Below are 11946 nucleotides of genomic sequence, written 5' to 3'. Positions count from 1 at the left end.
GAAGTGGGGACCTAAACCGGCCATCAGTGGTGACCTCGAACTGGCCACCTGTGGGGACTTTTACATGGCCACGGACAGTTCTCGCCTCCGCTGTACAGCAGACAGGTACAGCAACGCGCCCTTACAGCAGCTCATCACTCCGCACACCATCACATGCCTGACCAGCGCACCAAGCCTCTTGCCACGGCACTGCCGTTGACTCGTAATGAAGGGGTCTGGGGTTCGAATCCCCAAGGCGGCTCCACAGCTTGACCAGGGCGTTCTCCTCTCGGGGAGGGCGCCCTGTCTCGTGCCGGGGTCTCAGTTCGGGTCTAAATTCGCGTCCCAGAGCGCACGCCCCATCCGCTGCATGCCGTCTTCAGCCATCGGCGAGGCCACGTGTGTGTAGCGCTGAGTCAGGCGGATGTCGGAGTGCCCGAGGATCTCTTGCACCGTGCGGACGTGCGCGCCCTGCTCAATCAACAGCGTCCCGGCCGTGTGCCGACCGTCGTGCACGCGGGCATCCCGCACCTCGGCGACCTTGAGAAGATCTTTCCAGTCGTCCCAGTCGTCGCGCGCGGATCGATCGGACGGCAGCCGGCTCCGACAGCATCATGTGGCGCCTGGTCGAGCACGGCCGGCCGACGACGACCCGGCGTTCTACTTCCGGGAGTTCGCCGCGCCGAACGGCTCTGCCACCTACGACGAGCAGGCATGGGCCGTCGCGAACCCTGCCCTCGACGACTTCCTGCACCGTGAAGCGCTCCGCTGCGCACCTCCCGTGAGGCGGCGTTCCGCCGCTACCGGCTCGGGCGGTGCATCGAGACCATCGAGGCGTGGCTACAGAAGGAAGCTTGGGCAGCGTGCGCTGATCCCTCCCAGACGATCCCGGACGGCGCCGAAGTAGTGCTGGGGTTCGATGGCTCGTTCAACGGGGACGCAACCGCCCTCGTGGTGTGCACGCTAGGCGACACTCCGCAGTCTGTGTGAACGATCAGTCGGCCGAGCCGGGTCACGTCATCACGCAACCAGCGGTTGCGTATCGCTGGCGGGGTGGCTAGAGTGATACGCAACCAAGGGTTGCAGAAGGTGGGCGATTATGGAATTCGGCACGATCGAGCGGGAGATCCGCATCGACGCCTCACCTGAGGTCGTCTTCGACGTGGTGAGCAGTCCCGAGCACCTGCGCGAGTGGTGGCCGGACGAGGCGGAGTTCCCGGCCGTTCCCGGGGGAGCGGGGCGGATCGGCTTCGGGGACTGCTCGCAGGGGGGCACCTGGGTGCAGTTCGCGGTCGTCGACGTCGTGCCGCCGCGGCTCTTCTCCTTCCGGTGGACCCACGAGGAGGGGGAGACCGCTGCCCCGGGCAACTCGTTCCTGGTCGTCTTCGAGCTTGAGCCCGCCGGGAGGGGGACGCTCCTGCGGATGACCGAGAGCGGCTTCCGCGAGCGCGGCTGGGACGAGGCGAAGGTCGCCGCCGAGCACGCCGAGCATGTCACCGGCTGGGACTTCTTCCTGCCGCGGCTGCGGGCGTACGCGGCGAAGGTCGGGGCGGGCGCATGAGCGTGACGGTGGACGACGATCTCTGGTCGGCGGTCGGCGACCCGACCCGGCGCCGGATGCTCGACCTGCTGCTGAGCGAGGGCAGTGGGACGGCGACCAGCCTGAGCGAGCACCTGCCGGTGACCCGTCAGGCGGTGGCGAAGCACCTCGTCGTCCTCGGCCGGGTCGGCCTGGTGCGTGCCACCACCGCGGGTCGCGAGAAGCAGTTCCGCGTCGATCAGGCCCAGCTCGCCCGCGCCGTCGCGCAGCTCGCCGACGTCGGCGCTGCCTGGGACTCCCGTCTCCAGCGCATCAAGCGCATCGCCGAGACGATCCAGCGCGGCAAGGACACGAGCGACGAGACCGAGAAGAAGCAGTAGAAGAGAGGAGCACGGAGATGGCAGACATCCTTCACCGCATCGGCGTCGAGCAGTCCTCGCCGGAGCAGGTATATGACGCGCTCACCACCCTGGGTGGCTTGTCCGGCTGGTGGGCCGAGAAGACGTCGGGGAAGACCGACCTCGGCGGCGTGATCGAGTTCCGGTTCGGGCCGGGCGGGATCGACATGAAGGTCGCCGAGCTCGATCCGGGCCGGCTCGTCCGCTGGGAAGTCGTGGACGGACCGCGGGAGTGGATCGGCACCAGCGTGCGGTGGGACCTCCGTCAGGATGGTGACTACACGATCGTGCTGTTCAAGCACGAGGGCTGGCGTGAGCCGGTCGAGTTCATGCACCACTGCAGCACCAAGTGGGGCACCTTCCTGATGAGCCTCAAGCAGCTCCTCGAGACCGGGGAAGGCGCCCCCGAGCCGCGTGACGTGAGGATCAGCGACTGGCACTGACCCGGCGACGCCCGAGGATGAGGATCGGGCGAGGGGCGAGGGGCGAGGGGCGAGGGGCGGGGGCGAGGGGCGACGCCGATCAGTCAGCGGCCGTGTCGATCCTGGGAAGCCAGCGAGGCCAGGGGAATCCTTCCAGGTGCTACGCGGTTCGCTCGGTCGCGCTCTCGGTGAACAAGGGCATTCCCCGTATCGTGGCCTGCCACGACACGACGCACCCGCCCCGAGCCGAGGTGATCACCATCTGGTCGAGCTCGGCGCCCGCATAGCAGAGCGAGGTGGGCATGAAGCCGGAGCCGAGCTCGATCGTCTCAGCCGGCCTCCCGTCCCCGGTGAACCGGACGACATCCCCGCTGAAGCTGCCGACGACCCAGACGTGCCCGTCGACGTCGACCGCGAGCCCGTCCGGTACGCCCCTTGGCAGGTGCGCCACCCAAGGATCCCGGGTCCATCCGGCGGAGGACTCCGAGAAGCGAAGGACGCGACCGGTGGCGCTCTCCGCGACATACAGCACCGCGCCGCCGTCGCCGAAGGCGAGCCCGTTCGGGAACAGGATGCCGTCGAGCACCGGCTCCGCCCGCATGGTGCGGATGTCGAGAGCCCAGACACGACCGGGCTCCGCGCGGTCATCGAGATGGTGGTTGCGGGGGTCGGTGAACCAGAGGCGGCCGTCGGGGCCCATCGCGCAGTCACTGGGCGAACTGAACGGTCCGGCCGCGGCTGTAACCACCTCTCCGGTGCCCGGCCGTAACACCTGGATGGACGGGCCGCGGCGAATCCTGGACTTGGTCCTCATCGCCAGGCCGCCGTTCTGGCAGATCCAGACGTCACCATCGGCATCGCAGGCGAGGCCGTTCGGTCCGCCGCCGGTCTCGGCGATCTGGCGGGGATCCGAGGAGTCCAGGAACGCCTCATAGATACGGCCCCGGTTCACGCTCACCAGCAGCAACCGGCCGTCCACCGTCCAGACCGGTCCTTCGGTGAATCCCAGCCCGCGGGCGAGGACCCGCAGTCGCCGAGGTGCGCCGCTCATCGGGCGAGAACTCATCGGGCGAGAACTCATCGGGCGGGGGCTGATCGGGCGGGGCCTTCGCCGGCGCCGGTGGTCCACCGTTCGAGCACGCTGCGCGCGTCTGGTACGGCCGCCGTCAGGTCCCGGGCAGGCGTCCGGAGCAGCCTCGGCGCGGGAGCCGGGTTGACGGTGCCGTCCACGGTGGGAAGCAGCCCGCGCGCGGTCACCTGCGGATCGGTCCGCGCCTCCTCCAGCGTCAGCACCGGGCTCACGCAGGCGTCGACTGAGCCGAACGCGCGGATCCAGTGCTCCATCGGCTCCGCACGGAAGCGTTCGGCCAGCGCCTCCCGCGCTTCGGGCCAGTGCGCCCTGTCGTGCTGCGATTCCGCGAGCCCGGGATCGACGCCGAGTACGGCGAGGACACGGGCGTAGAACTCCGCCTCGACCGCTCCGACGGCCATGTGCCGGCCGTCGGCCGTTCCGTAGACGTTGTAGTACGGGGCGCCGGTGTCGATGTCGTTCGTCCCCGGAACGGGGGACCAGCCACCGCGGGCGACACGGCTCCAGATGCCGGCCATGAGCAGGTTCGTGCCGTCGAGCATCGCCGCGTCGACGACCTGCCCCTGATCGCTGTGCTCCCGCTCCAGGAGAGCGAGCAGGACGCCGAAGGCCAGCAGCATCCCGCCGCCTCCGTAGTCGCCCACGAGGTTGAGCGGTGGCATCGGCGCCTCACCTCGCCTCGCGAGGGAGAACAGCGTTCCCGTCAGGGCCAGGTAGTTGATGTCATGCCCGGCGGCCGACGCCAGCGGTCCGTCCTGGCCCCAGCCGGTCATCCGCGCGTAGACCAGACGAGGGTTCTCTTTCGAACACTCCTCGGGGCCCAGTCCGAGACGCTCCATGACACCCGGGCGGAAGCCCTCGATCAGAACGTCCGCGGCCCGGACGAGATCCGCGGCCTGCCGGTGGCCCGCCTCCGCCTTGAGGTCCAGTTCCAGGCTGGGGCGCCCGCGTTCGACGATGCCCGCGCTCCACGCCGGGTCGCCCGGTCGGGCGATGCGCAGAACCTCTGCGCCGAAGTCCGCGAGCATCATCGCGGCGAACGGTGCCGGCCCGAGGCCCGCGAACTCGACGACGCGGATACCTGTGAGCGGAAGTGCAGCCACGTTCCAACCTTTCGTATATTTGATAAATTCATGATCCAGGCTGAGCGCCCAGCGCGACAGCCGGGCACTCAGCGCGACAGCCGGAACAGCCCTCGCCGTTCGAGCTCGGCCACGACGAGTTCGCCCTCGCTCTTCAGGTGCGCCTCGCAAGCCGTGGCCACGCGGGTGCTGTCGCCCGCGCGGAGGGCCTGCACGATCTCCAGATGCCCCGCCTCCGCCTCCGGGCTCGCAGCCGGTGGGACGTCGTACACCGAGCGCGGCAGGTTGTGCGCCATCTGCCGAAGGACCGATCTGAGCCGCCTGCTGCCGCCGACATGATTGATCAGGGAGTGGAACTCCCAGTGGGCCTCGTTGGTGCTGGGCGCGTCGGGGTGCCGCCGCATCTCCACGATCAGCGCCTCGAGCCGTTCGACCACGGATTCGTCGATCTTGGTCGCCGCCCGGGCGGCGGCGAGTCCCTGGATCCAGCCGTACATCGCGTAATGGTCGCGGATGTCTTCGCGGGTGAGGGGCACCACGAAGGCGCCGCGGTGAGGCTCGTTCTCCACCAGGCCGTCCGCTTGCAGGCCGATGAGAGCCTCACGGACGGGGAGCCGGCTGACGCCGAGGTCCTCAGCGATGGCGTCCTGGGGAATCCGCTGCCCTCCCTCCAGCGATCCTTCGAAGATCAGCTCTTTGATGTGGCCGGCCACCTCGGCACTGAGGTTGGTCCGGTTGACCTGCCGCCCAGTCCGGCCCCCGCGGGCCGTACGGCGCATGTCGTCGGTTGTCATCGTCACCCTCCCGACGTTTGATATCACATCAAAGATCCGCTAGATCACCCCCTCCGCTCGGAACCGCTCGATCTCGTCCGCCGGAAAGCCGGCTTCCGTCAGGACGTCGTCGGTGTGCGCCCCGAGGCGCGCCCCCGTCCAGCGCACCCTCCCCGGCGTGGTCGAGAGGCGGGGAAAGACGTTCTGCATCGGGAACTCTCCGAAGTCGTCATGGGGCACGGACACGATGGACGACCGGACGGCGAAATGCGGATCGTGGACCATGTTCTCCGCCGTGTAGATCCGGCCGGCCGGAACGGCGTTCTCGTCCAGGAGGGCCAGGATGTGGTCCGCCTCGTTCGAGGCGGTCCAGGCCGCGATCATCCCGTCGACCTCAGCGCTCTTGGACGTGCGGCTCTCGTGGGTGCAGAACGTGGCGTCGTCGGCCAGGTCCGCTCGCCCCATGACGCGCAGGAGCCGCGCGAACACCGAGTCGGCGTTGGCGGCGATCAGCACCCAGTCGCCGTCAGCCGTGGGGTAGACGTTGCTCGGCGCGACATTCGGAAGGACCGGCCCGGTCCGCTCACGCCGGTGGCCGGCGAGCACCCATTCGGGGATCGTCGACTCCATCACGGCGAGGACGGACTCGTAGATCGCGGTATCCACCACCTGGCCCCGCCCCGTGCGGCCGCGCCGGTGGAGCGCGATCAGGGCGCCCACGCACGCGAAGGTGGCCGTGAGGGAGTCGCCGATCGAGACGCCGCAGCGGGAGGGCGGCTGTTCCTGATTCCCGGTGACGGCAGACCGCCCATGGCCTCGCCGATCGAGCCGTAGCCCGCGCGATGGGCGTAGGGACCGGTCTGCCCGTAGCCGCTGACGCGCACCATGATCAGTCCCGGGTTGCCTGCCGACAGCTCGTCGTACCCCATGCCCCACCGTTCGAGCGTGCCCGGGCGGAAGTTCTCGATGAGGATGTCGGCGTTCGCGATCAGCCGCTTGGCGATCCGCTGCCCGTCGGCGGTGCGCAGGTCACAGGTGACCGACCGTTTGTTGCGTCCGACGATCGGCCACCACAGCGGCTGCCCCGCCACCTGCTCGCGTCCCCACTTGCGGATGGGGTCGCCGTGCTTCGGTGGCTCGATCTTGATGACATCGGCCCCGTGGTCGCCGAGCAACTGGCCGCAGTAGGGGCCGGCGAGCAACTGGCCCATCTCGACGACGCGGAGGCCTTCGAGGGCACCCGCGCCCGGCACGTCGCCCATCTGGGACACCGCGCCCGTCACCGCGTCCGTCTGGGACACCGCGCCCGGCGCGTCGCCCGTCTGGGACACCGCGTCCGTCACCGCGTCCGTCTGAGACACCGCGTCCGTCTGGGACGCCGTGTTCTCGCGACCTTCAGTGTGTGTCACCGCGTTCAACCGCCTCTCGGGCCGGCGTCCGTAGAGCAAACGTGCCCGACGGTCTAACTTCGGCCCTCTTGCCAGCGTTGGATATTTGATACATGATGCGACAACCTTCGATGACAGGCAAGTGGAAGGCGATCGTCCATGAACGACGACACACGGACGGCGAAGCGCGGCCTGGGCCCGGTGGCCCGTGCGGCACTGATCGGTTCAGCTCTCGAGTGGTACGACTTCTCGCTCTACGCCACCGCGACCGCGGTGGTGTTCAACAAGATCATGTTCCCGTCCACCGATCCGACGGTCGCGACGATCCTGTCGTTCGGCACGTTCGCGATCGGATTCCTCGCGCGGCCTCTCGGCGGGATCGTCTTCGGGCACTTCGGTGACCGCATCGGCCGCAAGCGGGTCCTGCTCCTCACCCTGATGCTCATGGGCTCCGCCACCACGCTCATCGGCCTCGTGCCCAGCTACGCCAGCGTGGGCATCCTCGCGCCGATCAGCCTGGTCGCGCTCCGGATCCTGCAGGGCCTGGGGGCCGGCGCGGAGTTCGGCGGCGCGGCGATCCTGTCGGTGGAGCACGCGCACCCGCGTCGCCGCGGCATCCAGGGCTCGTGGACCGCGGTCGGCGTCTTCGCCGGACTGGTCCTCGCCTCGCTGACGTTCACCCTCCTGCTCAAGCTCCCCCAGGACGCGTTCTTGAGCTGGGGATGGAGAGTCCCCTTCCTGGCGAGCGCGCTGATCGTCGGCTTCGCCCTGGTCCTTCGCTTCCGGCTGGCCGAGAGCCCGGACTTCGATCGCATGGCCAAGAACGAGGCGATCGAGACCTTCCCGCTCAAGACGCTGGTGCGGACTCAGGGCAAGCCGCTCGCGGTGGTGATGGCCACCCAGGCCGGGCAGAGCGCCGTGTCGTACGTCTATCTCACCTTCATCATCGCGTACGCCATCCAGCAACTGAAGCTCTCTCCCGGCATCGCGACCCTCGCCGTGTCCTGCGCCGCCGGCGCGGCCATCGTCACCATGCCGCTGTTCGGCGCGCTCTCGGACCGGATCGGGCGAAAGACGGTCATCCTCGGCGGGATGGGGTTCTCGGCGGCCTTCGCCTTCCCCTTCTTCGCGATCGCCGACCAGGCGACCACCGCAGGCGTCATCGTCGCGATGATGATCGGGGTGGGCATCGGCACCGCGGCGACCCTCGCGCCGACCGCGGCCTTCTTCACCGAGCTCTTCCCACCGCAGGTGAGATACAGCGGGCTCGGCCTCGGCCGCGAGCTGGCGGGCGCCCTCAGCGGAGGACTGGCGCCCACGGTGGCGGCGGCCCTGGTCGCCGGGGCAGGCGGTTCATCCACGCCAGTGGCCCTTCTCCTGGTCATCGTGAGCCTTGTCGCCATGGTCGTGGTCGCTCTGGGCCCCGAGACGCTGCCGAGCGTCGCCGCCACCGTCATCGGCGCGGACGGCGGTCCTGGCGGCTCGACGAGGACAGCCGACACGCTGCAGCGTCCCGTCCTGCGGGCCGATGAAGCCTGAGTCCGCCGTTGTGTCGATCACGGTCAACGGAACCCCCCACCGGCTCGAGGCCGACACCCGCAGAACCCTCGTGGATCTGCTCCGTGAAGATCTGGGGCTGACCGGCACCAAGATCGGCTGCGGCCAGGGCACCTGTGGCGCCTGCACCGTTCACGTCGACGGGGTCCGCGTGCTGGCCTGTCTGCTGCTCGCGGTCACCGTGGAGGGCGGACAGGTGCTCACGATCGAGGGTCTGGGCACCCCAGACGGCGGTCTGCACGAGCTCCAGCAGGCGTTCATCGACCGGGACGCGCTTCAGTGTGGTTTCTGCACCCCGGGCCAGATCATGTCCGGCCTGGGGTGCATCGGGGAGGGCCGGGCGAACACGGCCGAGGAGATCCGCGAGTCCATGAGCGGGAACCTGTGCCGGTGCGCCGCCTACCCCGGCATCGTCGCCGCGATCGCCGACGTGGCCGAGGGGCAGGGCGCATGAGGCCGTTCGAGTACGCCCGGCCGTCCGACCTCGCGCAGGCCCTGGCCGCGGCCGGGCCGGACACCGTCTTCATCGCCGGCGGCACGACGGTGGTCGACCTGATGCGCCTGGACGTGCTGGCCCCGAGGCGACTCGTCGGCCTCGGCGACGTGGCCGAGCTCCGGCGGACGGAGCTGGACGGCGACCCGGTCAGGCTGGGCGCAGGAGTGACCATGGCCGAGGCGGCGGCGCTCCCGCTCGTCCGCGAGCGCTACCCGGCATTGGCCGCGGCCATCGACCTCGCCGCCTCGGCCCAGATCCGCAACGTCGCCACGCTGGGCGGCAACCTGCTGCAGAAGACGCGCTGCCCGTACTTCCGCGACGCGTCCTCGCCTTGCGGCCGGCGCAGGCCCGGCGACGCGTGCTCCGCGCTCACCGGCCATCTGGAACAGCGCGCGGTGCTGGGCGCGTCACCCCACTGCGTCGCGCCGTATCCCGGGGACATGGCCGTGGCCCTCGTGGCCCTGGAGGCGAGCGTCGAGGCGGCGACCGCGGCGAAGGTCGTGACCGTCCAGGTCGCCGACCTGTTCCGCGAACCGGGGGACGCCCCGCACAAGGAGACCGTCCTCGGTGACGGGGACATCATCACCGCCGTCCTTCTGCCGGCGCCGCGGGGGACCTCGGCGTTCGTCAAGCTGCGAGACCGGGCGAGCTTCGCCTTCGCCGCCGCCTCCGCGGCCGTGAGCCTCGAACTCGACCACGACCGTGTGGTCGCCGCGCGGATCGCGCTGGGCGGCGTCGCCACCCGACCCTGGCGATCATCCGAGGCCGAGTCCGCCGTCTCCGGAGAGCGGCTGACCCCCGAGCGCGCGTTCGCGGCCGGGGAGGCCGCGTTCGAAGCGGTCGCCCGTACGCACGAGAACCGGCGCGGAATCGCGCTGGGAGCGCGCGCCGTGACCGCAGCGCTCCTGGCCTGCCGAGGAGGATGAATGACCGGCGCCCGCACGCCCCCGGAGGGACGACTGCCACGCGTCGACGCCCGCGACAAGGTGACCGGAGCCGCGGAGTACACCTACGACCACTCCGAGCCGGGCCAGCTCCACGCCGCTCTGGTCTGCGCCACCTTCGCCCGCGGCGTTCTCCGCGACATCCGCACCGCGGCGGCCGAGGTCGTACCCGGTGTTCGACTGATCCTGACGCATCGCGACACCCGAGGTGCCGTCGGCCCGGGTCTCGCGCTCATGGACGGGGGGCAGTTCCACACCTCGTTCGACCCCCTGGCCGGGCCGGAGGTCCGCTATCACGGGCAGATGGTCGCGCTCGTGGTCGCGGACACTCCGGAGCAGGCCGAACAGGCGGCGGCGCTCGTGGAGCTCACGGCGGAGGAGCTTCCCGCACAGGTCGACCCGTACGCGGCGGACGAGGCCGACGACATCGAGGTCTTCGCGCTGCGCAGAGGCGACCCGGCCGGAGCCGTGACGCACGCGGATCTCGTGGTGGAGGCGACCTATGAGACCGCTGCCCAGTTGCACCAGCCGATCGAGCCGTACGCCACGAACGCCCGCTGGTCGGGCGACCGGCTGACGGTGTGGAGCCCCACGCAATGGGTCGTCGGGGAGAAGCACGGGCTGGCCGCCGCGCTCGGTGTCGAACCTGACCAGGTCCGGGTGATCAGCCGGCACGTGGGCGGCGCCTTCGGCGGAAAGGCGCTCACCCTGTGGCACACCGTCTACACCGCCGAGGCCGCCCGCCGGCTGCGCCGGCCGGTCAGGCTCGGCGTCCGCCGTGGTCAGATGGCGACCCTCGGCAGCTTCCGACCGGCCTCGCGGCATCGGGTCCGCCTGGCCGCCCGTCGGGACGGCACCCTTCTCGGATATGAGCACGCGTGCCGGACCCAGGGCTCGCGCAGCGATGTGCTGCCCCTCGGCGGGACAGCCCTCTCCGCGCGGCTCTACCGGTTCGGCGCGGTGGCGGTACGGGAACACGTCGTGCCGACCGACGTCATCACGCCCGGCTTCATGCGGGCTCCGCTGGAGTTCCCGACCTCCTTCGCGCTGGAATGCGCGATCGACGAGCTCGCGGTGGCCGCCGGCCTCGACCCGGTCGAGCTGCGCCGCCTGAACGAGCCCGAGGTCGACCCGGTGGACCTGCTGCCGTTCAGCGGCAGGAACCTGCCGGCGTGCCTGGACCGCGGCGCGGAGCTGTTCGGCTGGTCGCGGCGGCAGGCGCCCGTCGGCTCCATGGCGGATCCACGAACCGGCGAGACACTTGGATGGGGTGTGGCCGCGGCCTACTATCCCGGCTACGGCGGAGGACCCACGTTCTGCCGAGCCCGCCTCTCCGGCGACGGCGTGGTCGAGATCGCGCTCGCCGCCCAGGATCCCGGCACCGGGCTGCGCACCGCGCTTGCCCAGCTGGTGGTGGAGAGGCTGCGCGCGGATCCGCGACGGGTCCGGATCAGCTTGGGCGACAGCGACCTTCCGCTGGCCCCGATGGCCGCCGGCTCCTGCAGCAGCGCCACGGCAGCCGCCGCGGTAGAGGACGCGGCCGACAGGTTGCTGCGCCGGCTCCGCGATCTCGCACGGAAGCACTGGCCTGGCCAGGAGCCCGCGCCGGGCCAGGCCGTACCGGACCGGCACCGGATCGTGACCCCGGGCGGAACGTCGATCGACTTCGGTGAGATCGCTCGCCGGGAGGACGGGCAGGCGGTCACCGTCGAAGGCTCGTGGATCCCCGAGGGGCTCACGCCCGGCATGGTCGCCGACGCGCGGGCCGGCCGGTTCGTCCAGGCCCATGAGACGACCCCGACGGCCTACCGCGCCAGCTACGGCGCCCACTTCGCGGAGGTCGGGGTCGACCGTGTCACCGGACGGGTCCGGGTACGGCGCATGGTGGGCGTCTTCGACGTCGGACGTGTCCTGCACGCCGCGATGCTGAAGAACCAGCTCCGCGGCGGGATGCTGTGGGGGGTCGGCCACGCGCTGATGGAACAGCTGCACGTCGACAAGGAGCATGGCCGCTTCATGGGTGTCGATCTCGGGTCCTACCACATCCTCACACACGCCGACGCTCCCGCCGTCGAGGTCGAGCTGGTCACGCCGCCCGGCCCGCACGCCGACCCCGTGGGAGCCAGGGGAGCCGGCGAGATCGGTGTCGTGGGCAGCTCCGCCGCCGTCGCCAACGCGGTCTTCCACGCGACCGGCCGGCGGATACGCCGGCTGCCCATCCGGGCGCACGACCTCGTCGACCAGTGAAACCCGATCCGAGCCCAGAGGTGGAAAGGC

11 protein-coding genes and 1 pseudogene are annotated in these 11946 nt (G+C 70.5%); 7 read left to right on the top strand and 5 right to left on the bottom strand.

The window, feature by feature from the left end; genetic code table 11:
* Positions 1-300 precede the first annotated feature (300 nt).
* Positions 301-576, bottom strand: coding sequence for a tyrosine-type recombinase/integrase (locus DQW85_RS17485; RefSeq protein ID WP_113701366.1), 276 nt, complete (start codon positions 574-576; stop codon positions 301-303).
* A gap of 502 nt (positions 577-1078) precedes the next feature.
* Between DQW85_RS17485 and DQW85_RS17480 the strand changes: the two genes are divergently transcribed.
* From DQW85_RS17480 to DQW85_RS17470, 3 genes are read left to right on the top strand one after another with little or no spacing between them, the layout of a single operon-like run.
* Positions 1079-1540, top strand: a complete 462-nt coding sequence (locus DQW85_RS17480) for an SRPBCC domain-containing protein (protein ID WP_113701365.1) — start codon at positions 1079-1081, stop codon at positions 1538-1540.
* On the top strand, positions 1537-1899 hold the full coding sequence (locus tag DQW85_RS17475) for an ArsR/SmtB family transcription factor (RefSeq protein WP_113701364.1): 363 nt from the start codon (positions 1537-1539) through the stop codon (positions 1897-1899). Before DQW85_RS17480 ends, DQW85_RS17475 begins: the two co-directional genes overlap by 4 nt.
* Before the next feature lie 17 nt (positions 1900-1916).
* Positions 1917-2360, top strand: a complete 444-nt coding sequence (locus DQW85_RS17470) for an SRPBCC family protein (RefSeq protein WP_113701363.1) — start codon at positions 1917-1919, stop codon at positions 2358-2360.
* A 139-nt stretch (positions 2361-2499) separates the two neighbouring features.
* Here DQW85_RS17470 and DQW85_RS17465 read toward each other — a convergent pair whose 3' ends face one another.
* From DQW85_RS17465 to DQW85_RS17450, 4 genes and pseudogenes are all read right to left on the bottom strand, one after another.
* Positions 2500-3390: an SMP-30/gluconolactonase/LRE family protein gene (locus DQW85_RS17465; RefSeq protein ID WP_162795070.1), complete on the bottom strand. Its 891-nt coding sequence runs from the start codon at positions 3388-3390 to the stop codon at positions 2500-2502.
* A gap of 26 nt (positions 3391-3416) precedes the next feature.
* Positions 3417-4532 (bottom strand): CaiB/BaiF CoA transferase family protein, encoded by a 1116-nt coding sequence (locus tag DQW85_RS17460; protein WP_113701361.1) that lies wholly within the window; start codon positions 4530-4532, stop codon positions 3417-3419.
* A 68-nt stretch (positions 4533-4600) separates the two neighbouring features.
* Positions 4601-5305, bottom strand: a complete 705-nt coding sequence (locus DQW85_RS17455) for a GntR family transcriptional regulator (protein ID WP_205315195.1) — start codon at positions 5303-5305, stop codon at positions 4601-4603.
* Between the two features lie 39 nt (positions 5306-5344).
* Positions 5345-6495 (bottom strand): annotated as a pseudogene (locus tag DQW85_RS17450) (CaiB/BaiF CoA transferase family protein).
* A gap of 336 nt (positions 6496-6831) precedes the next feature.
* Here DQW85_RS17450 and DQW85_RS17445 point away from each other — a divergent pair.
* Genes DQW85_RS17445 through DQW85_RS17430 form a run of 4 tightly spaced genes read left to right on the top strand, consistent with a single transcriptional unit; the run spans position 6832 to position 11916 of the window.
* Positions 6832-8211 (top strand): MFS transporter, encoded by a 1380-nt coding sequence (locus DQW85_RS17445; RefSeq protein WP_113701360.1) that lies wholly within the window; start codon positions 6832-6834, stop codon positions 8209-8211.
* The gene (locus DQW85_RS17440) at positions 8201-8683 is read left to right on the top strand and encodes a (2Fe-2S)-binding protein (protein ID WP_113701359.1); all 483 of its coding nucleotides are present in this window, start codon (positions 8201-8203) and stop codon (positions 8681-8683) included. The genes DQW85_RS17445 and DQW85_RS17440 overlap by 11 nt, the downstream gene beginning before the upstream one ends.
* On the top strand, positions 8680-9651 hold the full coding sequence (locus DQW85_RS17435) for an FAD binding domain-containing protein (RefSeq protein ID WP_113701358.1): 972 nt from the start codon (positions 8680-8682) through the stop codon (positions 9649-9651). Before DQW85_RS17440 ends, DQW85_RS17435 begins: the two co-directional genes overlap by 4 nt.
* Entirely contained in the window at positions 9652-11916 is a 2265-nt protein-coding gene (locus DQW85_RS17430) for a xanthine dehydrogenase family protein molybdopterin-binding subunit (RefSeq protein ID WP_113701357.1), read from the top strand.
* The last annotated feature ends 30 nt before the right edge of the window (positions 11917-11946 follow it).

The organism is Nonomuraea lactucae, assembly GCF_003313395.1.
Taxonomy (GTDB): domain Bacteria; phylum Actinomycetota; class Actinomycetes; order Streptosporangiales; family Streptosporangiaceae; genus Nonomuraea; species Nonomuraea lactucae.
This window is presented reverse-complemented; position numbering and strand designations above follow the sequence as displayed.

Excerpts from the sequence above, each read along its gene's own strand:
- DQW85_RS17480 (WP_113701365.1), top strand. The coding sequence starts at position 1,079 with ATGGAATTCGGCACGATCGAGCGGGAGATCCGCATCGACGCCTCACCT.
- DQW85_RS17475 (WP_113701364.1), top strand. The coding sequence starts at position 1,537 with ATGAGCGTGACGGTGGACGACGATCTCTGGTCGGCGGTCGGCGACCCG.
- DQW85_RS17470 (WP_113701363.1), top strand. The coding sequence starts at position 1,917 with ATGGCAGACATCCTTCACCGCATCGGCGTCGAGCAGTCCTCGCCGGAG.
- DQW85_RS17465 (WP_162795070.1), bottom strand. The coding sequence starts at position 3,390 with ATGAGCGGCGCACCTCGGCGACTGCGGGTCCTCGCCCGCGGGCTGGGA.
- DQW85_RS17455 (WP_205315195.1), bottom strand. The coding sequence starts at position 5,305 with ATGACAACCGACGACATGCGCCGTACGGCCCGCGGGGGCCGGACTGGG.
- DQW85_RS17445 (WP_113701360.1), top strand. The coding sequence starts at position 6,832 with ATGAACGACGACACACGGACGGCGAAGCGCGGCCTGGGCCCGGTGGCC.
- DQW85_RS17440 (WP_113701359.1), top strand. The coding sequence starts at position 8,201 with ATGAAGCCTGAGTCCGCCGTTGTGTCGATCACGGTCAACGGAACCCCC.
- DQW85_RS17435 (WP_113701358.1), top strand. The coding sequence starts at position 8,680 with ATGAGGCCGTTCGAGTACGCCCGGCCGTCCGACCTCGCGCAGGCCCTG.
- DQW85_RS17430 (WP_113701357.1), top strand. The coding sequence starts at position 9,652 with ATGACCGGCGCCCGCACGCCCCCGGAGGGACGACTGCCACGCGTCGAC.